This is a genomic window from Kitasatospora hibisci (assembly GCF_043950205.1).
Taxonomy (GTDB): domain Bacteria; phylum Actinomycetota; class Actinomycetes; order Streptomycetales; family Streptomycetaceae; genus Kitasatospora; species Kitasatospora hibisci.
On the sequence record NZ_CP171642.1, the window covers coordinates 1,988,504 to 2,013,336 of the forward strand.

The window sequence follows — 24,833 nt, forward strand, 5'->3', positions numbered from 1 at the left end:
GACAACGCGGACGCCGGGTTCGCCGCTGGTGGGCGACGGGAAGTCAAACCCATCGAACGGGTGAACGATCGCGGACTGCGGGCACCCGCGCCCGGCCGGTCCCGGACGGGGGCGCGCCGATCCCGGTGGTACGGCAGGCCCGGCAGACCCGCCCCCTCACCACCCGCGCCCGGCCGCAGCCCTAGCCGGGCCGGTCGACACGGCTACGACACGGTGAGGCGGAGGATGCGGTCGTCGCCGGGGCGGGGGTCGCCGCGGCCGTCGGTGTTGTCGGTCATCAGCAGCAGCGTGCCGTCCGGGTCGGCGACGACGGTGCGCAGACGGCCGTAGGCGCCGTCGAAGAACTCCTGTGGTGCGGCGGCCGGACGGTCGCCGTCGAGCGGCACGCGCCAGAGACTGGTACCGCGCAGCGCGGCGACCCAGACGGCGCCGTCGGCGTACGCGATGCCGCTCGGGGAAGCCTCGGAGGTGCGCCACCGCACCACCGGGTCGATGAACTCCGGGCGGTCCCCGATCCCCTCGACCTCCGGCCAGCCGTAGTTGCCACCGGCCCGGACGAGGTTCAGCTCGTCCCAGTTGTCCTCGCCGAACTCCGAGGCCCAGAGCCTCCCTTGAGAGTCGAAAGCGATCCCCTCGACGTTGCGGTGTCCGTAGGAGAAGACGGGCGATCCCGGGAACGGGTTGCCGGGGGCGGGCGCGCCGTCGGGCGTGACCCGGAGGATCTTGCCGCCGAGCGAGTTCAGGTCCTGCGCGAGGGCGCGGTTGCTGCTGTCGCCGGTGCTCGCGTAGAGCATGCCGTCCGGGCCGAAGGCGATCCGGCCGCCGTTGTGCCGAGGGCCGTGCGGAATGCCCGTCAGGACGACTGTGGGCTCGCCGAGTTGCTGCCCGGCGGGTCGCGACGGGTCGTAGGGGAAGCGGACGATGCGGTTGTCGTTCGCGGTGCTGACGTAGGCGTAGACCAGGTGGTCGGTCGCGTACCCGGGTGACAGCGCGAGGCCCAGCAGCCCGCCCTCGCCCCCGGGGACCACGCCGGGGACGGTGCCGACCTCGGCCTTGGCCCCGCCCTCGGCCGCGACCCGGAGGATCCGCCCGTCGTCCCGCTCGGAGACCAGCAGGTCGCCCTCGGGCAGCACCGCCAGGCCCCAGGGGGACCGGAGGCCGTCGGTGACGGTGGCTCCGACCGCGACGGACGGCGTCGCACCGGCGGCGGAGGGGGCGCCGGACCCGAACGCGGACGCGGATCCGGCGGCCGGACCCGTCGAGGGCGCACCGGGCCCGGGGACGGCGGAGGAGCAGCCCGCGGCTGCGACCGGCCCGAGCAGGAGGGCGAGCAGCACGACGGCGGTTCGGCGGAGCACCGGTGGGCCTCCCGGAGCAGGGCGGGTTCGGATGCGGCGCCACCCAGGACACCACATCCGCCCGCCACGGGGGAGGCAACCCGCCGCCGGTCCCGTGAGGCAGCCGACCGCGCGGCGCGTCCGGTCGGCCGCACCGGGCCGCCCGCGGCTCCTCAGCCCGCGGCCACCCGGGCGCCCGCCCGCGGCACGATCACCGGCGCGCCGTCGCCGGGGGCCGCCAGCACGTCGCTCTCGATGTCGTAGAGGGCCCGGACCAGCGGCGCGTCCACCACCTCGCGCGGCGCGCCCCACGCGACGACCCCGCCGTCCCGCATCGCGACCACCAGGTCCGCGTACCGGGCGGCGGCCGCGAGGTCGTGCAGCACCATGACGACGGTGCGCCCGCCCGCCGCGACCTCGCGCACCAGCTCCAGCACCTCGACCGCGTGGCCGAGGTCGAGCGCGCTGGTGGGCTCGTCGAGCAGGACCACCGGTGCGTCCTGTGCGAGCACCATGGCCAGCCAGCAGCGCTGCCGCTGGCCGCCCGAGAGCCGGTCCAGGCGGTGGTCGGCGAAGGCGTCGACACCGGTGGCGCGCAGCGCCCCGGCGGTCAGCCGCTCGTCCTTCGCCGACCACTGGCGGAAGAGGCCCTGGTGCGGGTGGCGACCGTAGCGGACCAGCCCGGCCACGGTGACCGCCTCGGGCGCCTGCGGGCTCTGCGGGAGCAGGGCGACCCGGTGCGCGGCGTGGCGCGGACGCAGCCGCCAGATGTCCTCGCCGCCGACCAGCACCCGCCCGGCGTCGGGCCGGTGGAGCCGGGCGATCGAGCGCAGCAGGGTGGACTTTCCGCAGCCGTTCGGGCCGACGATCGCCACCACCCGCCCGGCGGGAAGGGCGAGGTCGATCCCGTTCAGCACCGGGCGCCCCGGCCCGTAGCCCGCCGTCAGCCCTTCGACCGTCAACTCCATCGCGGCGTCCTCCTTCGGTTGGAGCGGGTTCCGGTCGGCCGTGGGTCAGGACTTGGCGCCGAGCGCCTTGCCGATGTCGCCGATGACCACGTCGGCGGCGAGCGGGCCGCCGCGGGTGGACCAGACCGAGCCGTCCACGGTGACGGTGTGGTCGTTCTTCACCGCGCCCAGCTCCTGGTAGGCGGGCTTGGACTGGACGTCCTTCAGCGCGGCCTTGCCGTCGTCGGTGAGGGTGGAGAGGAACAGCCAGTCGCCGTCGATCTCGTTGATCTTCTCCAGGCTGAGCGCCGGGGTGTGCGCGTTGCCGTCCTTGTCCTGCGCCTTCGGTCGGGTCAGGCCCATGTCCAGCGCGACGCCGCTGGCGAACTGCCTCTTCTCCATCCAGCTCGGCCCGGTCGGGTTCCAGCGGACGATGGAGACCGCGGCGCCCTTGTTGGCGCCGAGCTCGCCACCGGCCTTGGCGGCCTTGGCGTCGTAGTCTGCGACGACCTTGTTCGCCTGGTCCAGCTTGTTGACGGCGTTTCCGATGCCACGGAAGGAGAGCTTCCAGTCGTCGGTCGGCGCCATCGTGACCAGCGTGGCCGGGGTGATCTCGCGCAGCTGCTTGAGCACCTGCTCGTCCTGCATGTCGCCGGCCAGGATCAGGTCCGGCTTGGCCGCGATCACCTTGTCCATCACGGGCTGCAGCAGGTTGCCGACCACCGGGACGCCCTGGACCCTGTCCTTCAGGTAGGCGGGCGGCTCGGCCAGGCCCTGGCCGTTGGTGATGCCGACCGGCTTGAGCCCGAGGGCGAGCACCGCGTCCAGGTCCTCCTGGGTCAGGGTGACGATGCGCTTGGGCTCCGCGGGGATCTCGACGGCCCTGCCGGTGGCGTCCTTGACGGTCCGCTTGCCGCCGGCGTCCGCGGCCGGACCGCCGGACGCGGCGGCCGTGTCGGAGGACGCCTTGTCGGAGGAGCCGGACGAACCGCAGCCGGTGAGCAGGAGCGCGACCGCCCCGGTGGCGGCCAGCGCCTGGACCGCCCGGTGGCGGACGAGGTGGAGCGGGCTCTGGGCGGTCGACATGGGTGCCTCCGGGCAGGGGTGTTGCAGGGGAGTTGGGCCGGGCCGCGGCAATCGGCGCAGGGCCGGGCGGCCATCGGACCGCGATGACCATTAGGTTAGCCTTACCTTATGACACTGTCGCAAGTGGGTGCCGCCGAACCGCCCCGCACCGGCCCGGACACCGCCCCCGGCCCCGCCTCCGACGCCCGCAGCTCCGCCCCCGTCCGGCCGGGTTCCCCACCCGAAGCGCCGGCCGCCGGCCCGTCCGCGCCGCCGGACGCACGCGGTGCCGGCCCGTCCGCGCCGCCGGAACCGGCGCCGGGCACGCCACGGACCGGCCCCCGCGCCGCCTGGCTCACCGTCGGCGGCGTCCTCGCCGCCCTGCTCGCGCTCACCGCGCTCTCGCTCTGCGTCGGCGCCGGCGAGGTCGGCCCCGCCCGCGTCCTCGACTACCTGCTCGACCACGACGGCGCCCGCGCCGACAGCCGACTCGCCCTGGTCGTGGGCGACCTGCGCCTGCCGCGCACCCTCACCGCTCTGCTGGTCGGCGGCGCGCTCGGGGTGGCCGGCGCCCAGCTCCAGTCCGTCACCCGCAATCCGCTCGCCGAGACCGGCCTGCTCGGCGTCAACGCGGGCGCCTCGCTCGGCGTCGTCCTCGGCATCGCCGTCCTCGGCGTGCAGAGCAGCTACGGCTACCTCGCCTTCGCCTTCGGCGGGGCCGTGCTCGCCAGCGGGATCGTGCTGGCCTTCTCCGGCGGCCGGGGCGGCGGCTCGCCGATGCGCCTGGTGCTCGGCGGCTCCGCCGTCGGCGCGACCTTCGGCGGCCTGACCGGTGTGCTGATCGTCAACTCCCCCGAGGCCTACGACCGGTACCGGGTCTGGGTGCTCGGCTCGCTGGCCGGCGTGGAGGGCTGGACTGCGCTGCGCCAGCTCGCCCCGGTGCTCGGCGTCGGCTTCCTGGTGGCCGCGGCGACCACCCGCCCGCTCTCCGCCCTCGCACTCGGAGACGACCTCGCCCGGGGCCTGGGCCACCGGCCCGGCGCCACCCGGGCGGCGGTCGCCACCGCCGTCACCGTGCTCACCGCGTCGGCGGTCGCCCTGGCCGGCCCGATCTCCTTCCTCGGCCTGCTGGCCGGCTTCCTCGCGCGGGCCGCCGCCGGACCGCGGGTCGGCCGGCTCACCCTGCTCGCCGGCCTGGTCGGCGCCTCCGCCCTGACCGGGGCCGATGTGCTGGCCCGGGTGGTGGCCCGCCCGTTCGAGGCGCCGGTCTCCGTGATCGTCGCGCTGGTCGGCGCGCCAACCCTGATCGCCATCGTCCGCTCCCGGCGGACGGCCGCTCTCGGGATGACCGACACCGCGCCCACCGCGTCGGCCCCCGGACGGCGGCAGGGGGCCGCCGGACCGCCCCGGCCGGACGTGGTGCTGCGGCGCGGCGTGCTCTCCGTGCTGCTCCCCCGCCGTTCGGCGCTGGCCGTGCTCGGCCTGGCAGGCGCACTGCTCGCCGCCGTGGTGGTCTCCGCGCACGTCGGCCAGAGCGATCTCGACCTCGGCCGCACCTTCCGGGCGGTCTTCGGCTACGGCGACCGTCTCGACGTCCTGCTGGTGCAGAAGTTCCGGCTCGGCCGGATCGTCGCGGGCATCGCCGCCGGCGCCGCGCTCGGACTGGCCGGCTGTCTCACCCAGACGCTCGCCCGCAACCGGCTCGCCACCCCCGAACTGCTCGGTGTCAACGACGGCGCGACCGCCGCCGTGCTGATCTCGGTCACCGCCTCGGGCGCGTTCGGCGCCTGGTGGGCCGGACCGCTCGGCGCGCTCGCCGCCGTCGCCGTGGTCACCGTGGTCTCCGGCGGGCTCGGCGCCCGCGGCTACCGGGTGCTGGTCGTCGGCCTCGCGATGTCGGCCCTCGCCTCGGCGGTGATCCAGGTGGCGATGGCCCGTCGCTCGCTCAACTCGGCCGGATCGCTCTACGTCTGGACCTCCGGCAGCCTCAACGGCCGGGACTACGAGGTGGCCACGCCGGTCCTGGTCGGGCTGGCCGTCCTCGTCCCGCTCGCACTGGTCGCCGCCCGCCGCCTGGCAGTGCTGCGCTTCGACGACGACGTGGCGTCCTCGCTCGGCGTCGACCCGGGCCGGGTGCGGCTCGCCTGCCTGCTGCTGGCCGTCGCCCTCGCCGGCCTCGCGGTCGGCGTCTGCGGCCCGGTCGGCTTCGTCGCACTGGCCGCCCCGGTGATCGCCGGACGCCTCGCCGGGCCCGCCCGCGTCCCGGTGCTCGGCTCCGCACTGGTCGGCGCGGTGCTGGTCGTGCTCGCCGACACCCTCGGCCGGGTGCTGATCGGCGGCGTCGAGATCCCGGTCGGCATCGTCACCACCGTGCTCGGCGGCCCCTTCCTGCTCTGGGTGCTGCTCGGCCGCAAGAGCGACCCCGCCTGATCCCCGCCCGATCCCCGAGGAGTCACCACCGTGCAGAGCCACTTCCCGCCCTCCGACGAGGAGTTCTGGGCCCGCGTCGCCGCCGAGGGCGCGCCGCTGGTGGACCCGGACCCGGACGACCCGGCCTACCGGCTGGTCACCTTCGTCCACCGCGACGAGCCGGCCGGCGACCGCGCCGACGCCGTGCTCGCCCTGGTCCACACCGTCACCGACAAGGACCGGCACGCCGGCGACCTCGCTCCGCACCTGATGCGGCGCCGGCCGGGCGGCTGGTCCCGCACCTACCGGCTGCGCGCCGACCACCGGGCCTCGTACCAGCTGTACCCGGTGCGGGGTGCCCTGCCGGGCACGGCGCGCGCCGACTGGCTCCGCGTCCTGGACGGCGCCCGCCCCGACCCGCTCGCCCGCGGCCCGCAGCTGCCCGCGCGCGACGGCCGCCGGCCGTCCTCGGTGCTCAGCCTGCCGGACGCCCCCGCCCAGCCGTACGCCCGGCGGCGCACCGACGTACCGCGCGGCCGGACGGTGGCGGCCGAGGTGGCGGGACGCCGGGTGGACGTCCACCTCCCCGCCGGGGCCGGGGCCGAGGCCGGCGCCGGGCCGCTGCCCGTCCTGGTGCTACTGGACGGCGAGATGTGGGGCGAGGTGCTGGCCGTCGGCGACACCCTCGACAACCTCGCCGCGGACGGCGTGATCCCGCCCACCGCCGCCCTGCTCGTCCACACCATGGGCCCGGTCCGCCCGGAGGACCTGAGCTGCAACCCCGACTTCGTCGACCTCCTCGCCGACCGGCTGCTGCCGTGGGCCGCCGCCGAGCACGGCACGACACTCGCGCCGGACCGCACGGTGGTCGCCGGTCAGAGCGCGGGCGGCCTGACCGCCGCGTTCGCCGCCTTCCGCCGGCCGGACCGGTTCGGCAACGCGCTCTGCCAGTCCGGCTCGTTCTGGTGGCCCGACGGGACGGAGTTCGACGCCGGCAGCGAGTGGCTGACCAGGCAGTTCGCGGCGGAGCAGCTCCGGGAGGCCCGGTTCTGGATCGAGGTCGGCCTACAGGAGTGGATGCTGCTGGCGCAGAACCGCCACCTGCGGGACGTCCTGGTGGCCCGCGGCTACGACGTCGCGTACCGCGAGTTCAACGGCGGCCACGACTACGCCTGTTGGCGCGGCGGGCTGGCCGACGGCCTGGTCCACCTGCTGGGCTCGCCCGCGCGCGGGCTCCAGTCCCCCGGCGCCTGCCGCGGCGAAGGCGGGTCCGGACGCCGCGCCGGCGGTCCGACACCGGCCGTGCGGGCGTGTTGACCCGTGGTTCGTGGGCGATCGTCAACTAGTCTGCGTCGACGGGCGACAGGCGACGCCACACCGACGAAAGGGCCGATCATGGTCGAGAACTACACGGATCTGCCGGCGCCGGAGTCCGTGCGCATCATCGACTTCGACGAGGCGCGGGCCGTCCCGGGGATCGTGCCGGGCACGTTCATCCTCGTCGTGAACGGGGTCATGCCCTACCAGAACATGACGGTCCGACTGTCGCCTCGGGTCTACGTCGAGCGGCCGGTCCACTGGGGCATCGAGGTCGTCGGCTCGCTGCCCGGCATCGGAATCCCCGCCACCGCCCCGTACACCGTGTCCCTGCCGCTGGACGGCGTCCTCGGGACCAGGGGGATCGAGGTGATCGGAGCGAACCGGACCGAGCAGATCGCCGTGCCGTAGCCGCGCCCGGCCACGGCGTGCGGACCGGCACGCACCGAGGCCGAGGCCGGCAGGGCTCCGGCGGCCCCGGTCGACTCGCTCCTCGGGCACCGCTGGGACCCGGGTACCGGCGGCTGGTGAAGCGGCTCTGACGCGGCGCCGGCCGAGCCCGGTTCCGTCACCGGCCGCCGAGCAGTGACGGTCCGGCCTGGCTGGCCACCAGCTCCCGGTACGGGAGGCAGCGGGTCAGCAGGGTCGGGTGGTCGGCGGCGTCGACGACGGTGCCGCGGTTCATCATGATCACGTGGTCGGCCCGCTGGACCGTGGAGAGCCGGTGGGCGACCACGACCACGGCCCGGTGGCGGGCCAGGCGCTCCACGATCTCGCGGAACCGCAGTTCGTTGAGGCCGTCCAGTTGGCTGGTGGGCTCGTCCAGCAGGACGATGTCGGCGTCGGCGAGCAGCGCCCGGGCCAACGCCATCCGCTGCCGTTGGCCGCCGGAGAGGTCCGACTCGCGGCCCAGCACGGTGTCCAGGCCCTGCGGGAGACGGGCGACGTCCTCGGCCAGGCCGACGGCGGCCAGCGCCTCGGCCAGCTCGCCGTCGGCGGCCGCGCCGACCCGGCCGAGCTGCAGGTTCTCCCGGGCGGTGGCCTCCAGCAGAGTGAACGCCTGGTCCACGTAGGCCATCCGGGCACGCAACGCGCCCAGCGGCCAGCTCCCGACGTCGTGGCCGAGGACGCTGATCACACCGGCGGACGGCCGGACGAACCGGCCGATGAGCGAGAGGGCGGTGGTCTTCCCGGCCCCGGAGGGACCGACCACCGCCGTCAGTCCGGTACGCGGGACGCTGAAGGAGACGGCGCGGAGGGCGGCGTCCTCCGACCCGCCGTGGGTGTAGGTGACGGAGCGGAAGACCACGGCCGGGGCGTCCGGTGCCGGGGCGGGGGCGGTCCGGTGGGCGTCGTCCGGGTCGGCCTCCAGCGGCAGGGCGAGCAGTTCGTTGCAGCGGTCCCGCGCCGCCAGCCCGGCCTGGAGCCGTCCGAAGCCGGTGGCCAGCATGTTCACCGACGGCACGGTCTGGAGCAGGTAGAGCATGAACGCCGCGAAGGCCGCCACCTCCAGATCGCCGGCCGCCATCCGGGCCCCGCCGGTGAGGATCACCGCGATCATCGCGAACTGGTTGCCGAGCGTCAGCACCGCCGGCACCAGCGCGCCGAGGCGGGCCCCGGTCAGGGAGACCGCGCGCAGTTCCTCGGCGTCCCCGGCCAGGGCCCGGTCGGCCACCGGTTCGGCCCGGTACGCCTTGATGGTGGTGAGCGCTTCGAGGTTGGCCGTGAAGCGCTGGGCGATCCGCCCCACCGCGTCCTGCTGTCCGCTCACGTTGGACCTCATCCGACGCGTGATCAGCAGCACCAGGACGGTCAGCACGGCGAGCGCGGCCACGGTGACGGCGGTGAGCACCCAGTCGATCCACACCATCACGCCGAGGGTCGCGACGACGCTGAGCGCGGCGAGCGGCAGCTGGGTCGCCACCTCGACCACCTGCCGCAGCAGCTGCGCGTCGGAGGTGACCCGGGCGGCGAGGTCGCCGGCGCCGCGGGCCCGCACCACGGGCAGCGGCAGCCGCAGCGCGTGCGCCATGATGCCGACCCGCAGGCGGTAGGTCATCCGCTCGCCGATCCGGGCGAGTTGGAAGCCCGAGAGGGCCTGGGCCAGTGCCCCGCCGACGGCGGCACCGGCCATCATCAGCAAGCCGGGGGCGAGTGAGCGGTGGGCGGAGAAGTCGCCGACGATCTTCCGCACCAGCAGCGGGAGCGCGAGTCCGGCGGCGGTGGCGGCCACGGCGAGCAGCAGGGCGACGACGAGCCGGACGGGCTGGGCGGCGAGTTCACGGCGCAGCCGGACCGGGGACGGCACGGGGATCTCGGCGTTGGGGGGCTGGTCGGCCACGGGTTGCCTCTCTGCTGGGGCCTGGGTGACGCCGCGGCCGGTCGGTGGGGCGGCCGGGCCGGTCGGGCGGCCGATCGGAGCGGACGGACCGGCGGGGACGGACCGGCGGGGACGGGCTTGCACGGGCGGGCGGACACGGACGGGCGGGCGGGCGGCGCGGCGGAGGACTCCCGGGACTCCCGGCGGGCACCGCCCCGGAACCCCCGCCGACCACGGACCGGGCCGCAGCGGAGACCGCTGCGGCCCGGTGACCGGCCAGGTGCCCGGAACACCGGGCCGGCCTCGCCGTGCTACCCCGCCCTGCGGGCGGGGGTACGGATCAGAGGCAGAGGATCGTGCTGACCGTGCTGGTGCCGCAGTTGACCACGCTCAGCGAGCTGGTGCTCGCGAGGGTGTCGTCGATCGGGGCCGCCTCGGTCTCGGGCAGCTCCATGGTCTGGAGGTCGAGGATCGCCATGACGTTCTCCTTCACTGTGCGGTGACATCACCCGGCCGGGCGGCCGGGAGCCTGGGGGCGCGGCAGTCGCGCCCGGGTCGGACGGGCCGGACGGCCCGTCAGCGGGGGTCGGGGCGCGAGCGCGGCGGCGCGGTGCCGGGCGCCCCGGTGAACGGGAGGAAGGGGGTGCCCGCGAGGGCCGTGCCCAGTGCCAGCAGGACTCCGGCGGAGCCGGTGGCGAGGTCGGTCGAGAGCCTCAGCAACTGGTCGCCGGGGAAGGCCAGCCACCCCCGGTAGGGGATCTGGTGCAGGGCCAGCAGGGCGCGCTGCCGGTCCAGCAGCGCCGCTCCGTCCACCGCCCCCGTGCCCGGGCGGCCCGCCGCAGGACCGCCGATGCCGGGCGGGGCGACGCCCCCGGCGCGGCGCCGGGTGAGCGCGAGGTAGCCGATCAGTCCGGCCCTCCCGTTGAACAGACCGGGCTGGATGAAGAACTCGGGCTCGCCGGCGCGCCGGATCGGCGCCTCCCGGTCCGCCAGGGCGGAGTCCGGCCGGTGGGCGAGCAGCGCGTCCAGCGCCAGTCCGATGCCCGCGCTGCCGGTCTCGATGTAGGGCAGGACCCGGCGGCCGTCGACCACCTGGAGCGTCCCGTCGCCGACCCTGACGCACCGTTCGAGGTCCAGCTCCAGCAGGGTCTCGGCCTGGTCCAGCAGGGTGTGGTCCCCGGTGTGCTCGTGCAGCCGGACCAGGGCGAGCGCGGCGCCCGAGGCGCCGGCCAGCAGCCCGGCGCGGCGCCGGGGGTCGCTGTTCCCCGCCTTCTCCCACGCCCCGGCGGCGGACCTGGCCTGGGTGAGCGCCTCCTCCAGCAGCCGGTCGTCGCGGGTGGCGACGGCGAAGTGGAGCAGTGCGAGGGCGATGCCGGGACCCCCGGCGGCCAGCCCCGGCCCCGGTTCGGCCCCCGCGGCCGCGGACGTGGTGAGCCGGTGCAGGAGCTCCACCGCCGGCTCGTGCTCGCCCAGCAGGTCCAGGACGTAGGCCACGCCGTGGCCGCCGTGGTAGAGGCCGGCCGGGAGGGTGCGGCCGCGGGCGGCACCGGCCAGCCAGCGGACGTGGCCGGGGTCGACGGCGGCTCCGGTGGCGTGCAGGGCGTAGAGCACACCGGCCGCGCCGTGTGCCAGGCCGAGTCCGCCGTGGGTGAACTGGGCGATGTCGCCCGGGAAGAGCCGGTCGGTCCGGTCGGGGGTGGCGGCCGCGGCGATGCCGGCGGCGAGCGAGTCCCGGATCGCCGGCCAGTCGGCGACCGGCGCCTCCAGCAGCGCCATGGTCTCGGCGCGGCCCAGGTCGAGTTCGGGGCGGGGCCTGCGGCCGTCGGAGGGTGCGGAGCCCAGGTAGCGGCGGATGTCGTCGGTGTAGCCGGCCGGGACCGGGAAGCGGTGTTCGACGGCGTCCGCGAGCTGCCCGGCCTTGCCCGGGTCGAGGGCGGTCAGCTGGGCCAGCGGGAAGAAGAGCCAGAGGCGGATCGCCGCCAGCCCGTACCGGTCGATGTCCGCCCCGGTGTAGCCGAGCGGCGCGGTGAATCCGGCGGCTCCCAGCGCGGGCCGGAGGAAGTCGTCCAGGGTGCTGGCGAGTTCGAAGTCGATGAGGCTGAGCTCACCGTCCGGTCGGATGATCAGGTTGCGCGGGTGGAGGTCGCCGAAGACCACGCCGCGGGCGTGGATCCCCGCCAGAGCCCGTTCCACCTGCTCGACGATCGCGAGGGCGTCGCGGGTGTACTCGGCGACGGCCTCCTCGTCGGCGCCGGGGTGGACCAACGGGTAGCGGGCCGTCAGCCACTCGCTGAGGGACTGCCCCTCGACGTACTCCTGGACCAGGAACTCGTGCTCCCAGGCGGTCAGCAGTCCGTGCTCGGCGGGCACGCCGGGCACACCGGCCAGGCGGGCGAGGATGCCGTGCTCGTTGCGCAGCCGGGTCACCGCGTCGACGCCGCGCTGGTCCAGGCCGGCGAACGGGCGGGCCTCCTTCAGCACCACGGGCGGCCGGTCCGCGCCGTCGCGGGCCAGGTAGACGCCGCCGGCGTTGGAGAAGTGCAGGACGCGCTCGACCGTGTACGGCAGTCCGGTGTCCTGCGGGGCCGCGCGCTCGGCCACGGCCGGGGCTATGCAGTCCGGGACGGGCGCCCAGGGCGGGACGGCGAAGCCGGCACCGCGGACGTCCGGGACGAGCCGCCCGTCGGGCCCGGTGAGGGCAAGCACCCGCTCCCCCTGCTCATTGCGGCAGTAGCGCTCGGCGAAGCCGCCGTACCGGAGGTAGAGCGGCCCGTCGGCCCAGCGCAGGTCGCTGAGAATGTAGGGGCCCTTGCGGCCGGCCAGCAGTCGGCCGAGCCCGTGCAGACACCGCTCCAGTTCCGCGTCGTCCACCGGGTAGAGCGTGCAGAACTTCCCGCTGGAGCCGCGCGGCGCGTACTTGGAGTTCTGCACCTGGAGGATCGGCAGACCGCGCAGGAACTTGAAGGTGACGCGCTCGCGCAGGCAGTAGGAGTGGACGGTCTCCAGCACCTCCTCCGCGGTCTCGGTGCACGAGGAGACGTGGATCTTCCAGCCCTGGTCGGGGATCCGGACGCCGGCGGGACGCACCACGGACCACATCTCCAGCTCGCTGCGCTCCCAGCCGTCGGGCAGCGGCCGGGTGACGGCGGCGAACTCGTCGTGCGCTCCCCAGCGCCGGGGCGAGTCGTAGAAGAGCGGGTCGGCGTAGGCGTAGGCCTCGTACCGGTTGTCCAACGGAACCCTCCTCGGTGCGTGCAGGGACCTGCACAGGCGGGACGGCGGGTGGAGCTGGTGATGCCGGAGAGCCGGAGTCTGTCGCGCCCGGCGACGCGGAAGTGCCGGTCGGAAGCCATGGTGTGGAAGTGCCGTATGGCGATGCGACCATCTGAATAGTGGAGCCACAAAGGTTCCCCCTGCAACGGCGCACTTTCCACACGACGGAACGATTCCGCGCACCGGATCGCGCTCCGGGCCGGCCCACGAGCCGGGCGCAGGACGGTGCGCCACCGCATGGCGCGGACGGACCGCTACAACGCCCACGAGCCGCCCGGGGCGATCACTCCGATTCGGCCGGCGGGGCCGGAGGAATCGGCCCCCACCTGCACAGATGCCGAGGGCTCGGTCCGCAGCGAGAAGCGGCGGCCGAATCGACACCCCCGTGGCGGGCTCCGGCGCGCGCCCGGCGGAGGGGGGGATTCCGCCCCCCTGCGTTCACCTGCCGGGACACCCGGAATCCACCAGAATCCACGAACGGAATACCTTGCACCGTATTTCTGTTCTATTACGCGACCATTCCCCGAAGGCGAATTATTCGTTTCTGATCGCCGCACCGCGGGTCCGGGAACACCCCGCGCCACCGGGAAACACGCGATGCCCGCGGAGACGGCCGCGTCGAATGAGTGACGACCGGTGACCGGTGCTGCTCGCCGGGCTGTCGATCTCTACTTGGGCCCAGTCGCAGAAGCGGTGACCTTTGGCGCCGTCTCCGGCCGAGAGTCGCTGCCATGCGGTCTTCGGGCGGCAGTGGGCCGGCATGCCGGCCGTGAAGACGCCCGCGCGGGCGGCGCGCCCGACCGGGGCGGAGTGGACGAGGTGGACGGCGACCTGGTTGCCGAGGTGCTCGACCACGAAGTCCCGCATGTCGTCGCGGACTCCGTCGGCGTCCCAGGACGTGCGGCTGAGCAGGTGCTGCATACCGGCCGGACTGCCGTCACCGGCATGCTCCGCGATCGTCCAGCAGTTCTTCCGCGGCAACTCTGCCAGCAGGCCCGGCACGAAGGCCCGTTCGCTGCGACGCGGCTCGACCCGGGCGAACCGCCTCGCCACCCTCGCCATCAGGTCGTCGAACACCGGCTGCCACCGGGCAGGGTCCGCGCCGTGGCCCACGGCCATCGGCTGGTCTTCGCCTGTCCACACAACCGACGATGATCGGCGGTGGCCGTGCCCCTGCTACGCCACCCAGCAGGACGGGTTCTCGTCTCCCTCGTGGACGGCACGGGCCGGGTCGGCCAAGCCGCTCAGGATCCAGACGGCGATCTCGGGGTCGAAGACCTCGCCGCCTGCCGCCCGCTCGGCCACCCACGGCCGGCCGACTTCAGCGAGCCGGTGCTCGACGGCAGTGCACAGGGCATCTCCAAGGGTGCCGGAGACGGCGAGGACGAGCGGACCCTCGCGGTCGTCCGGGTCGACAACGGTCTCGGGAACATCGTCGTCGAGGACCTCCTCAAAGCTGGGGTGCTGGTAAGAATGCTGTCACCAGCCGCAAACGGCGAGGGTCACGCACGCCGACGTGCGGCGGGGTCGCGTTCGGCGACGTGTCGGGCAACCGAGTCGACGCCGGGCCGCGCGTATCGCTCCAGGAAGCGGACGGAGGCGTGGCGGGAGCGCGCGAGCAGCATCGGGGTCGAGGTGCCGTCCTCGGCGTCGCGGGTGAGGGCACTGTGGCGGAGCCGGCGCAGCGTGAAGCCGTCCAGGTTCTCGATGTCCTCGGGTGAGGCGATCGGGTTGGCCAGCAGCCGGGTGTTCTCCTCGAAGATCTCCTCGGCCCGGCGGTAGGACAGCCGGGCCCGGCTCGTCTCCGGGCAGACGTCGAGCGTTGGCGCTCCGGCGGGAGCCTTGCGGTCGGTGAGGAACAGCGGGCCGCGGGTGCGGCGGGCGATGAGGCGGGGCAGTCGCCGGGCGGTGCCGGACTGCCAATGATTCCACTCGGTCGCGCCGCCCTTGGCGGTGATCTTCCCGCGTTTGTCCTGCGGGTACAGGCCTTCCACGTTCAGGCACAGCACCTCGTCTGCTCGTGCGGCGCTTTCGTAGAGAAGCTTCCAGAACGTCTTCTCCCTGAGCCCGACGTCCAGGCGCCACAGGGCGGCGATCTGCTTCTCGGCGAGGGCCTTGGTGCGGTCGGGCGGTGCTGGCCGCCGCTCGACGCCGATCGTCGGGTCGCCGACGATCCGGCCTTGGCGCTGCCACCAGCCGATCGCCTTGCCTGCGATGGGCAGTTCCCGGTTGACGGTGTCGGCGTCCATCTCGTCCGCCCGCGCCGCCGTCAGTTCCGCCAGCGTCTCGGGCAGTACTGGGTCGTCCTCGCCCTGGCGGGCGGTCAGGCGCGCCGGAAGCCTGATAGGCGGACCTCGAAGCGGAATCGCTGCTATCGCCGATCGCTGTACCGTCGCCCCTCGCGCCCGGCCTACCGGTCACTGAGGTCGCCATCCATTGACGGCACTTCGTTGGCTGCGACCAGGTCCCGGGTACGGCGCAGCAGTGCTTCCCGTACATCGTCCGGGGACAGGACCTGTAGTGGGGTAGCGAGGCTGAGCAGGTATCTGGCGAGCCCGTCCGCGTCGGGGCCGCCGATGTCGACGATGGTGGCGTCGGGGCCGTCCTGGCGGTGGGTACCGACCGTCGGCGGGACCAGCCGCAGCGCTCGGTCCATGGGCAACGGGAGACGGACGGTCACATGGAGCGGGTAGGTGCCGGATGCAATGGACCGGGAGACGAGCAGTACCGGGTCGGGCGGGTCGAGGAGTTCCACAGCATGCCCGGTTGGCCGTATGTGCACCACCCGGTCCGCCCGGAACGTCCGCCACTCGCCCCGCGTCACATCCCGGGCCACGAAGTACCAACGGCGTCCTGTGTACACGAGACGGTACGGGTCGGCCTCCCGGGCGGTGGCCCTTCCTTCCCTGTCGCGGTACGACAGGTGGGTGCGCTCGCCCCGGCGGCACGCGGTGGCCAGTTCCAGCAGCATGCCCGGCGCGATCTGCGGCTCGTCGGGCCTGGGGGTGTGCACGAAGGCGGCATCCATCTCGCCAAGTCGGTCCGCGATCCGTGGTGGAAGGACCTGGCGCAGTTTCAGCAGCGCGGACAGCGCGGCCTGGTCACCGCCGAGAACGCCGCTGAGTGCTGCCTCACGCAGCCCGACGGCCACGGCGAGTGCCTCTTCGTCATCGAGGATCAGTGGCGGGACTCGGTTTCCGGCCCTGAGGCGGTAGCCGCCCCAGGGCCCGGGGTCGGACTCGACTCCGTAGCCGAGTTCCCGGAGCCTGGCGACGTCCCGGCGCACCGTGCGCTCGGTGACCGCCATCTGGTCGGCCAGCTCACCGCAGGTCCACGAGGGCCGAGCGGACAGCAGTGAGACAAGTCGCAGCAGGCGGGCCGAAGTGCTGATCACATCGTGAAGTGTCCCGCATGACCAGGACTGAAACTGTCCTGGTCCCGTCATAGCGTCTGCCTCATGAGCACTGGAAAGACATCCGCACCCGCGATCCGCTACTCGGCCATCACTTTCGACTGCCCGGACCCCGCCGAACTGGCCCGCTTCTATGGCGACGCCCTTGGACTGCCCATCGCCTACTCCACTGACGACTTCATCCTGCTCGGCCAGGAGGGCTCGGCCGGACTGGGGTTCAACCGCCTGGCCGACTACCGACGCCCCACCTGGCCTGACCCCTCCCAGGAGAAGCAGGCCCACATTGAACTGGGCGTGGATGACTTGGATGCCGCCCAGGCATGGCTGCTCGCCCAGGGTGCCGTCGAGCCGGCGGTCCAGCCGGAACCCGACCGGTGGCGGGTCTTGCTGGATCCTGCAGGTCACCCGTTCTGCATCACCACGCTGGTCTGAGCATGATCGGCAGACTGATGACCATGACAGCGCACGCAGGCAGAGGCGGCGAACTCGCCGCTGTCCTGCTGCGGGTGGCGGAGAGGCTGCACGGCTTCCCAGGCTGTGAGATCTACCTGATCAGCCAGGACACGGCCGATCCGGACACGGTGCATGTCACCGAAGTCTGGCGGGACGACGCCAGTGCGCAGGCAGCCCTCGCCACTCCGTCGCCCGCCAACGGTCCCGCCCCCGAAGACGTCCTTGCGCTGTTGTCGACCGCGCCGCACCGCACGGACCTCACCGTCCTGGGCGGGGTGAGTCTCCCGACCGGCGACCAGCCCTGACGAACAAGCCACCGCCCGTAGGCACGGGGCCCACCCGGGGCCCCCGCCTACGGGCGGCGCGGGGTCATGCAGTCTCCACGGCGGGTCGCGCGGCCCGGCCATCGGCGGCCCTCGGGCCCGGCACGGTGGATGACCACGCTTGCCGGACACGAGCGCCTGCTCGTCCTTCAACAGCGTCCAGTGCTCGACGAGTTCATCCAGGTCCAGCGAAGTACGGGCCGCGATCGCCGATCGCCCCCGCAGAGCTTCACCCACCGCAGCCGAACAGCCTCGGACTCACCTACACGAGTGACACCCTCGCAAGATCAGCGCCGTTTGCGGCTGGTGACAGCATTCCTTCCGGCACCCCAAGCTCCGACCGGTGAAGATGCCCTCCCACTCGATCAGAGCCTCTTCGACATCGAAGTTGCCGAAGGTCAGGGACCCGAAGACCGCGTCGGGACCACCCTGCGCGACAGCAGCGGCAGCTTCGGCGTCCGCTGCCGCGAAGAACTTGATGACGATGCTCACCCGGGCATGGCGCCTGTTCCACCGGGCCCCGTCTACCTGTCGGCGGCCGGCGGAAGCCGACCCGCCGACCCGAGATGCCGTCCGCCCACAGGCCAGGATCGAGATCCGCAGCTGGTACTAGGTTCACCATGAGATCGGGTACAGATTTCATGGCACCGCCCCCTACGGTGCCCTAGCGTCGTGCCATGACGATTCCAGCTGGACTGAGACGCGCGGTCCTCCGGGCGCAGCGGGACACCGGCTTTCTTGCCGCTGGTGTGCTGCCGCACCTGGCGCTGGTGCCCGTGTGGGCCTGGGCGGCGGCGACTACCGCCAGGACGGGGAACTGGCTCCTCACGGTCTCCGTGTCGGCCGCCCTGGTCCTGCTCGGCACCACGGTTCTGACGGCCGTTCAGCGGGCTCGCTACCGGGTGCTCATCGGTGTGGACGTCCCCCGGCTCACCCCCACCGCGCCGGAACGGTGGACGTGGGCCTCGACCGCCCGGTGGCTCGCGGCGACGCGGCCTTGGCGCAAGACCGGCTACCACCTCCTGCTGGGCCCGCTGCTCGCGCTGCTGGAGCTGCTGGTGCTCGCGGTGGCGGCGGCGTGCCTGGCGGGCGCCGTCGCCTACGCCTGGTCATGGGCGCTGCCGACCGGAATCCGCCAGGACTGGTTCGGCTACCTGACCCAGTTGCCGGCCTACACGGCCGCTGGGCTCCTCCTTCTGTGCGCCCTGCCCTGGACCGCGCGGGCAGTAGCCCGGGCCGAGGCGCGGCTGGCGTTGGGCATGCTCGGGCCCAGCCGGGCGCAGCGGCTCCAGGAGCGGGTCGATCAGCTGGCCGTGAGCCGGACCGACTTGATCGAGGCAGTCGACGCGGAGCGCCGCCGGATCGAGCGCGACCTGCACGACGGCACCCAGCAGCGCTTGGTGTCTCTCGCGGTCAACCTGGGTCTGGCCATTGCCACCCGACCCGACCTGCCGGGTGATGCCCGCGAGTTGATCGCGAGAGCGCACCTGGAGGCGAAGGAGGCGATCGCCGAACTCAATGACCTGGTGCGGGGGCTGCATCCGGCCGTGCTCGAAGACCGAGGTCTGGACGCGGCGCTGTCCGGGCTGGCTGCCCGCACGCCCCTGCCGGTGCGGCTGCGGGTCAATCTGGAGGAGCGGGTGGCACCCAACGTGGAGTCAGTCGCGTACTTCGTGGTCTCCGAGGCGCTGACCAATGCAACGAAGCACGCCGACGCGATGCGCGCAGAGGTGATGGTCCATCAGGTCGGCGAGGTGCTGCGAGTGCGCGTTACCGACGACGGGCTGGGCGGTGCCGACGCCACCGGCACGGGGCTGACCGGGCTGGCCAAGCGGGTCGGCTCCCTCGACGGGGCCTTCCACGTCAGCAGCCCCGTTGGCGGGCCCACCACCATCACCGCGGAGCTGCCGTGCGCGCGGTGATCGCCGAGGATTCGGTGTTGTTGCGGGTCGGCCTGATCAAGGTACTGGAGATGGGCGGATTCCAGGTCGCCGCAGAAGCCGGCGACGCGGAGGGGTTGTTGGCGGCGGTGGCGGAGCACCGGCCCGAACTTGCCTTGATCGACGTCCGGATGCCGCCCGGCTTCACCGACGAGGGGGTGCGGGCGGCGATGGAGATCCGTCGACGCTGGCCGGGGACGCCGGTGGTGCTGCTTTCGCAGTACGTGGAGGAGCGGTACGCGGCGGACCTGCTGTCTGCGAACACCAGCGGCGTGGGCTACCTGCTCAAGCAGCGGGTTGCCGATGTCGCCGACTTCGTGGCGGCGGTCCGGCGAGTGGCGGACGGGGGCACGGCCCTGGACCCGCAGGTCGTCGCCCAGTTGCTGCTGCGGCGCGACAGCGACCCGCTCGCGCGGCTGACCCCCCGCGAACGGGAGGTGCTCGGCTTGATGGCCGAGGGGCGCTCCAATGCCGGCATCGCCCAGGCGCTGGTGGTCAGCGAGAGCGCCGTGGCGAAGCACATCAACAACATCTTCGCCAAGCTTGACCTGCCCGTGGTCGACGCGGACCACCGCCGCGTCCTGGCCGTGCTGCGGTTCCTCGGAGCGTCCCGGGCCTGACCTTCCCATCCGTGATCACGATCCACGGCTGGAGCACTGGGGCGCGTAGCAAGTCGTGATCAATTTGCGGGACGGGCCTTTGCGGTACGGTCCGGCCCGATAGACGGTCTTACGCGACGCGAGTGCAACTGAACGATCCGGCCTTGGTGTCCATCGAGACGTACCTGCCGATCGGCGGGTACGGCCGGTATCCCGAGCGACTGCGGCAGCGGTTCGAGGGGGTGATCTGGCGCATCGGGACGGGCGGGCAGTGGCGGGAGATGAGGCAGGAGGCCGGAAGTGATCCCGTGCGGGAAGAACGACGACGGATCCGGCGCCGGCGGAGACTCCGGCTGAAGGCCGCCCTCCTCGGACGTTCCAGAGGCGGGCAGACCGGCAAGGTCCGCCTCGCCGCCGACCGCAAGTGCCGCCCGCCGGCGTTCATCCCGACCATGGGCCAGGCAGCGGACGGCCCGCGGTTCATCCCCGTCCTGAAGAAGGTACGGGTACCCGGCCCCTGCCGAGGCCGGCATCGGCCGACCTCGGCGTCTATGAGGCGTACTCGTCCCGCGGAAACCGCGCCCACCTGTGCAAACGCCGTATCAAGGCGGTCATCCCGGAGAAGAAGGGCTCCAGAGGTGGCCGGCACGTCAGCCACGACGCCGATCTGTACAGGGAACACCAGCCACACCCGGACCCCTGGGTGTCCCGATCGTACGAGTGACCGGGATCGGCCCGAGACCAAGGTACGGAGCGGAACACCGTCGAACGCCTGATCAACAAGCGCAAGGCATGGCGAGGCATCGCCACCCGGCACGACAGGACTCCCGACGGCTACCTCGCCGGTCTCCACCTGCGCGCCTCGGTGATCCGGATCAGAGACCGCACCAGGACCACCCGGTGGTCACGACTCGATATGCCCCCCCCGGGTGACGCGCTGAGGTGCCGGACACCAAGGGCGGGCAGGAGTCGAGTCAACGGTCAACCAGCCGTGGGCGCGGGGCCTCACCCCTGGATTCCGCGTCGGTGCCGACCGGGCCGCGGGGAAGCAGCCGGTCCAGCCACTTCGGCAGCCACCAGTTGGTCCGGCCGAGGAGCGTCATGGTCGCCGGTACCAGCACCATGCGTACGACCGTGGCGTCGATGAAGATCGCCGTGGCCAGGCCGAGCCCGAACATCTTGGTGGAGGGGCTCTCGGCGACGGCGAAGGACAGGAAGACCGCCACCATGATGAGGGCGGCCGAGGTGATGATCCGGGCGGTGCGCGAGACGCCCTCGACGATCGCCGTGCCGTCGTCGCCGGTGCGCAGGTATTCCTCGCGTACGCGGGAGAGGAGGAACACCTCGTAGTCCATCGACAGGCCGAACAGGATGGCGAAGAGGAACATCGGGATGAACGACACGATCGGAACCGTCGCTTCCAGCCCGATGAGTGCGCCTCCCCAGCCCCACTGGAAGACCGCGACCATGATGCCGTAGGCCGCGCCGATGCTCAGCAGATTCAGCAGTACCGCCTTGAGCGGTACGAGTACCGAGCGGAAGACCAGCATCAGCAGCAGGAACGACATCGCCAGCACGGCGGCGACCAAGACCGGCATGCGTTGGCTGGTGCGTCGGCCCACATCGGACAGGCTCGCGGCGGCGCCGCCGACGTGGGCCCTGGCCGGGCCGTGCCCGATCGCCGTGGGCAGCACGTCGGCGCGCAGCCGGGCGATGGTGTCGGCCGTGGCCTTGTCCTGAGGGCTGGTGGTCGGGAACACCACGAGGGTCGCGATGCCGGTGGCCCGATCGATGTGCGTCGGCGCGACGGAGGCGATGCCCGGATCCGCCGCGACCGTTGCGACGAGTCGGTCCAGTACCCCCGGATCACCGGCGGGGTCCGCGGCGATGACGAGGGGACCGTTGGTGCCGGGGCCGAACCCCTCGGCGACGAGGTCGTAGGCGCGGCGCTCGGTACGGCTGTGGGGCAGTGAGCCGTCGTCGGGCAGGCCGACGCGCAGGCCGAGCACGGGCAGCGTCGCGGTCAGCAGCAGCCCCGCCGCGCCGGCCGCGTACGGCACCGGGTGCCGGCTGACGTGCCCGACCCAGCGCCGCCACCCGGCGGCGGGGGCGGCGCCCGCCGCCGGGTGGCGCCGCCGTGCGAGTCGGCCCGGCTTCCTGGTCTGCAGAGCCCGGCCGATCCGGCCGGCCCGGGCCAGGCGTGGGCCGGCGGCGCCGAGGAAGGCCGGCAGCAGCGTCACCGACGCGACCACCATGGTCAGAACGACGATCGAGACGGCGATCCCGCCCACCGTCATGAACGGCACGTTCGCGACCGCCAGGCCGAGGATCGATACGACGACGGTGCCGCCGGCGAAGACCACGGGCCTCCCCGCCGTGGCCACCGCCCGCCCCGCCGCCTCGCGGGGATCGAGCCCGCGCGCGAGGTACTCCCGGTGCCTGGCGAGCACGAACAGCGCGTAGTCGATGCCCACTCCGAGCCCGACCATGCTGCCCAGGACAGGGGCGAAGGTGGGGACGTCCGTCACCCGCGCCAGTACCGTCATCGTGGCGACCCCGACGGTGAGTCCGAAGACCGCCATGCCGATCGGCAGCGCGGCGGCGACGAGCGAACCGAACGCCAGGAACAGGATCGCGGCCGCGGCGAGGATGCCGATCAACTCGCTTGCGCCGCCGTCGGGGTCGGAGAAGACGTAGAAGAGGTTCCCGCCCATCTCGATGCGCAGGGGCAGCTCGGCGCGCAGCCGGTCGCCGAGACCGACGAGGGCGTCGAGGTCCTTGGCCGACAGCCGGCTCTGGTCGGGGTACTGCACCCGGACGACCGCGATCCGCCCGTCGGCCGAGACAAGCCCACCGCGCACGGCGGCGTCCCCGCCCGCGTCGAGCACCCCCACCGGGTCGCTCGTGCCGAGCACGTGCGGCAGCCGCTCCACCTCGGTCTGCAGCCGCGTGAGAGCGGTGCGCGCGCTGCCGGGGTCGAAGAACGTCGCACCGCTGTCGAGCGGGGTGACGACCACCTGGGCGGTCATCCCCTCCTGGCCGGTGCCGGCCCGCTCGATCAGTTCCGCGGCCCGTTGGGAGTCCAGTCCCGGAGCGGTCATCGAGTCCGCGGTCCGCCCGCCGAAGGCGATCGCGGCGAGAACGGCGAGCGTGGCGGCGATCAGCCATGCCGCGATCACCCGCCAGGGATGGCGGGCGGCGCCTGCGCCCACGAGCAAGAGGGCTTTCGAGAGCATCGGGTCCTCCAACCACCTCGTCGGCCGTCCTTGTACGGCCGCCGATGCCGAGGATCGTTGCCACGGCGCTCTGCGGCATCGGCCGGCGGGCCGCGGATCCGTCGGCCCCGGGACGGAGTGACGCCCCGTCCTTTCGGCCGATGCGCGGCACGGCGCGGTGCCTAAGCTGAGAACCGTGCTGCGAGACGACCTGCGAACCCTGTGGACCGAACCCCGGCCGCCCGCCGCGCCCGCCCGGGTGTGGCGGGACTGGGCACTGCTCGCCATGGGCCTGGGCGGTGTGATGGTGGAGGCCACCCTGCGCGAGAACGTCGTGTGGCGGCCGGCGGCAGTGGTGCTGGCCGTCTGGCTGTGCGTGCTGCCCCTGTGGCGCCGGACCCGCCCGCTGACGACGGTCGTGCTCGCGTTCGGCTCGGTGATCCTGCTCCAGGTGGCCACGCTGATCGCCGCACCCCGCGAGCCCGTCGGCCTGCGCACCAGCGTGGTCGTCCTCGTACTGGTGTATGCGCTGCCCCGCTGGGGATCGGGACGGGAGATCGTGCTGGGCGGCGCGGTGATCCTCGCGGCCTTCGCGGCGTGTGCCGTCACGGACGAATCGCCCGCCGCCGAACAGACCGTGGGCTTCGTCTTCCTGTTCCTGCCCGGCTTGGCCGGAGCCGCCGTGCGGTTCCGGGCCACCGCTCGCGGGCGACTGCTGGAGCAGGTACGCTCCCGCGAGCGCGAGCAGCTCGCCCGGGAACTCCACGACACGGTGGCGCACCACGTTTCGGCCATCGTGATCCGCGCCCAGGCGGGCCGGGTGCTCGCGGGTACCGACCCGTCCGCCGCCGTCGAGGCGTTGGAGGGGATCGAGGAGGAAGGGGCACGAACCCTGGAGGAAATGCGAGCCATGGTCGCCGCGCTGCGCGACCGGGGGGCGGGCGCAGAGCTGGCGCCGCCTGCCGGCGTCGCAGATCTGGAGCGCCTGCTGCGTACGCCGGGTGGTCGCCTCAGGATCGACGTGGGGCTCGACGGCGAGACGGACTCACTGCCCTCGGCCGTGGACGCGGCCGTCTACCGCATCGCGCAGGAGTCGGTGACCAACGCCATGCGCCATGCGGTCAACGCGACCGAGGTCATCGTCCGGGTCACCGCGGAACGGCACCGGGTACGCGTGAGCGTGCGCGACAATGGCCAACGCACCGGCCGTGGCCACGACGGGTTCGGCCTTGCCGGGCTGCGCGAGCGCGCGGCCCTGCTGGGCGGCCGGCTGCAGGCCGGCCCGGGCACCGACGAGGGCTGGCATGTCGAAGCCGAGCTGCCACTAGGGAGGAACGGGAGCGGTGGCCATCCGCGTTCTCGTCGCTGACGACCAGGCCATCATCCGCACCGGGCTGCGGATCATGCTCAACGCGCAGCCCGGAATCGAGGCGGTCGGCGAGGCCGCCGACGGACAGCAAGCGGTACGTCTGGCCCGCGAACTGCGCCCCGACGTCTGTCTGTTCGACATCCGCATGCCCGTTCTCGACGGGCTCGAGGCCACCCGGCTGATCGCCGGCCCGGGCGTCGCCGACCCGCTGGCCGTGGTCGTGATCACCACGTTCGACCTCGACGAATACGTCTACGGCGCGCTGCGCGCCGGCGCCCGCGGGTTCCTCCTCAAGGACACGGGGCCGGAGCTTCTCACGCAGGCTGTTCGGTCGGCGTCCGACGGTGAGGCGCTCATCGCGCCGAGCGTCACCGTCCGTCTGCTCCAGACCTTCGCGGACCTCCCCGCCGGCCGGCCCGCGGCCCAGCCCGTCTCTCCCGTCACCGCCCGCGAGGAGCAGGTGCTCCTCGCCGTCGCTCGCGGGCTCACCAACACCGAGATCGCCGATGCCCTGCACATCAGCCTCAGCACGGTGAAAACGCACCTGGCCAGCCTGATGGCCAAACTCGGCGCCCGCAACCGGGTCGAGATCGCGATGTGGGCCTACGAGACGCGCCGCATCGTCCCCGGGACCTGAGCCGGGTGCCGGGTCAGGTCCCACGAGTCCCCGCCCGGACATCGGTGCACCGGTCGGCTCGGGTCACCACCACGTGCCTCACCCGGCCCAGAGCGTGACGTACCAGGAGGCCGGAACCGGGACGGTGAGACACCCGACACGACAAGACTCCCGACGGCTCCTCGCCGGTCTCCACCTGCACGCCTCGACGGCCTGGACCAAAGACCCCACCAGGACC

Annotated in this window: 20 protein-coding genes and 2 pseudogenes; 10 read left to right on the forward strand and 12 right to left on the reverse strand. The window is 73.5% G+C overall.

Annotated features, from left to right (window positions below):
* Window positions 1-203: 203 nt before the first annotated feature.
* The 3 genes from ACF9IK_RS08465 to ACF9IK_RS08475 form a co-directional block, all read right to left on the reverse strand.
* Window positions 204-1,415, reverse strand: a complete 1,212-nt coding sequence (locus tag ACF9IK_RS08465) for a PQQ-dependent sugar dehydrogenase (protein ID WP_395293630.1) — start codon at window positions 1,413-1,415, stop codon at window positions 204-206.
* 95 nt (window positions 1,416-1,510) lie between these two features.
* Window positions 1,511-2,305 (reverse strand): ABC transporter ATP-binding protein, encoded by a 795-nt coding sequence (locus tag ACF9IK_RS08470; protein ID WP_395293631.1) that lies wholly within the window; start codon window positions 2,303-2,305, stop codon window positions 1,511-1,513.
* Window positions 2,306-2,350: 45 nt separating this feature from the next.
* Window positions 2,351-3,370 carry an ABC transporter substrate-binding protein gene (locus ACF9IK_RS08475; RefSeq protein WP_395293632.1) on the reverse strand — a complete coding sequence of 340 codons (1,020 nt, stop codon included), beginning with the start codon at window positions 3,368-3,370 and terminating at the stop codon, window positions 2,351-2,353.
* Window positions 3,371-3,478: 108 nt separating this feature from the next.
* Between ACF9IK_RS08475 and fhuB the strand changes: the two genes are divergently transcribed.
* From fhuB to ACF9IK_RS08490, 3 genes are all read left to right on the forward strand, one after another.
* Window positions 3,479-5,779: a Fe(3+)-hydroxamate ABC transporter permease FhuB gene (gene fhuB, locus ACF9IK_RS08480; RefSeq protein ID WP_395293633.1), complete on the forward strand. Its 2,301-nt coding sequence runs from the start codon at window positions 3,479-3,481 to the stop codon at window positions 5,777-5,779.
* Between the two features lie 30 nt (window positions 5,780-5,809).
* The gene (fes, locus tag ACF9IK_RS08485) at window positions 5,810-7,075 is read left to right on the forward strand and encodes an enterochelin esterase (RefSeq protein ID WP_395293634.1); all 1,266 of its coding nucleotides are present in this window, start codon (window positions 5,810-5,812) and stop codon (window positions 7,073-7,075) included.
* Between the two features lie 78 nt (window positions 7,076-7,153).
* Window positions 7,154-7,486 (forward strand): hypothetical protein, encoded by a 333-nt coding sequence (locus ACF9IK_RS08490; protein ID WP_395293635.1) that lies wholly within the window; start codon window positions 7,154-7,156, stop codon window positions 7,484-7,486.
* A gap of 157 nt (window positions 7,487-7,643) precedes the next feature.
* Here ACF9IK_RS08490 and ACF9IK_RS08495 read toward each other — a convergent pair whose 3' ends face one another.
* The 7 genes and pseudogenes from ACF9IK_RS08495 to ACF9IK_RS08525 form a co-directional block, all read right to left on the reverse strand.
* Entirely contained in the window at window positions 7,644-9,416 is a 1,773-nt protein-coding gene (locus ACF9IK_RS08495; RefSeq protein WP_395293636.1) for an ABC transporter ATP-binding protein, read from the reverse strand.
* Between the two features lie 319 nt (window positions 9,417-9,735).
* A complete protein-coding gene (locus tag ACF9IK_RS08500) occupies window positions 9,736-9,873 on the reverse strand; it encodes a SapB/AmfS family lanthipeptide (RefSeq protein ID WP_395293637.1) in 138 nt (45 codons plus the stop codon).
* Window positions 9,874-9,971: 98 nt separating this feature from the next.
* Window positions 9,972-12,629 carry a class III lanthionine synthetase LanKC gene (lanKC, locus tag ACF9IK_RS08505; RefSeq protein ID WP_395293638.1) on the reverse strand — a complete coding sequence of 886 codons (2,658 nt, stop codon included), beginning with the start codon at window positions 12,627-12,629 and terminating at the stop codon, window positions 9,972-9,974.
* Between the two features lie 627 nt (window positions 12,630-13,256).
* Window positions 13,257-13,730, reverse strand: a pseudogene (locus ACF9IK_RS08510) (hypothetical protein); the annotation flags it as partial.
* A 114-nt stretch (window positions 13,731-13,844) separates the two neighbouring features.
* Window positions 13,845-13,973 (reverse strand): hypothetical protein, encoded by a 129-nt coding sequence (locus ACF9IK_RS08515; protein WP_395293639.1) that lies wholly within the window; start codon window positions 13,971-13,973, stop codon window positions 13,845-13,847.
* Between the two features lie 197 nt (window positions 13,974-14,170).
* Entirely contained in the window at window positions 14,171-14,917 is a 747-nt protein-coding gene (locus ACF9IK_RS08520) for a site-specific recombinase (RefSeq protein WP_395293640.1), read from the reverse strand.
* A 161-nt stretch (window positions 14,918-15,078) separates the two neighbouring features.
* The gene (locus ACF9IK_RS08525; RefSeq protein ID WP_395293641.1) at window positions 15,079-16,062 is read right to left on the reverse strand and encodes a helix-turn-helix transcriptional regulator; all 984 of its coding nucleotides are present in this window, start codon (window positions 16,060-16,062) and stop codon (window positions 15,079-15,081) included.
* A 63-nt stretch (window positions 16,063-16,125) separates the two neighbouring features.
* Between ACF9IK_RS08525 and ACF9IK_RS08530 the strand changes: the two genes are divergently transcribed.
* Both ACF9IK_RS08530 and ACF9IK_RS08535 read left to right on the forward strand, forming a co-directional pair.
* Window positions 16,126-16,512 carry a VOC family protein gene (locus ACF9IK_RS08530; RefSeq protein WP_319365530.1) on the forward strand — a complete coding sequence of 129 codons (387 nt, stop codon included), beginning with the start codon at window positions 16,126-16,128 and terminating at the stop codon, window positions 16,510-16,512.
* A gap of 2 nt (window positions 16,513-16,514) precedes the next feature.
* Window positions 16,515-16,838, forward strand: a complete 324-nt coding sequence (locus tag ACF9IK_RS08535; protein ID WP_395293642.1) for a putative quinol monooxygenase — start codon at window positions 16,515-16,517, stop codon at window positions 16,836-16,838.
* A 276-nt stretch (window positions 16,839-17,114) separates the two neighbouring features.
* Here the strand turns inward: ACF9IK_RS08535 and ACF9IK_RS08540 are convergent, their stop codons facing one another.
* Window positions 17,115-17,348, reverse strand: a complete 234-nt coding sequence (locus ACF9IK_RS08540) for a hypothetical protein (protein WP_395293643.1) — start codon at window positions 17,346-17,348, stop codon at window positions 17,115-17,117.
* A 185-nt stretch (window positions 17,349-17,533) separates the two neighbouring features.
* On the opposite strand from ACF9IK_RS08540, the gene ACF9IK_RS08545 reads away from it, so the two are divergent.
* The 3 genes and pseudogenes from ACF9IK_RS08545 to ACF9IK_RS08555 all read left to right on the forward strand — a co-directional run.
* Window positions 17,534-18,778, forward strand: coding sequence for a sensor histidine kinase (locus ACF9IK_RS08545; protein WP_395293644.1), 1,245 nt, complete (start codon window positions 17,534-17,536; stop codon window positions 18,776-18,778).
* On the forward strand, window positions 18,766-19,416 hold the full coding sequence (locus tag ACF9IK_RS08550) for a response regulator (RefSeq protein WP_143600460.1): 651 nt from the start codon (window positions 18,766-18,768) through the stop codon (window positions 19,414-19,416). Before ACF9IK_RS08545 ends, ACF9IK_RS08550 begins: the two co-directional genes overlap by 13 nt.
* 62 nt (window positions 19,417-19,478) lie before the next feature.
* Window positions 19,479-20,296 (forward strand): annotated as a pseudogene (locus tag ACF9IK_RS08555) (hypothetical protein); the annotation flags it as partial.
* Window positions 20,297-20,369: 73 nt separating this feature from the next.
* On the opposite strand, the gene ACF9IK_RS08560 reads toward ACF9IK_RS08555, so the two are convergent.
* Entirely contained in the window at window positions 20,370-22,631 is a 2,262-nt protein-coding gene (locus ACF9IK_RS08560) for an MMPL family transporter (protein ID WP_395293645.1), read from the reverse strand.
* A gap of 175 nt (window positions 22,632-22,806) precedes the next feature.
* Here ACF9IK_RS08560 and ACF9IK_RS08565 point away from each other — a divergent pair, with 175 nt between their 5' ends.
* Both ACF9IK_RS08565 and ACF9IK_RS08570 read left to right on the forward strand, forming a co-directional pair.
* Complete coding sequence (locus ACF9IK_RS08565; protein WP_395293646.1) at window positions 22,807-23,979, forward strand: sensor histidine kinase; 1,173 nt, start codon at window positions 22,807-22,809, stop codon at window positions 23,977-23,979.
* Complete coding sequence (locus ACF9IK_RS08570; protein ID WP_395293647.1) at window positions 23,954-24,616, forward strand: response regulator; 663 nt, start codon at window positions 23,954-23,956, stop codon at window positions 24,614-24,616. Before ACF9IK_RS08565 ends, ACF9IK_RS08570 begins: the two co-directional genes overlap by 26 nt.
* The last annotated feature ends 217 nt before the right edge of the window (window positions 24,617-24,833 follow it).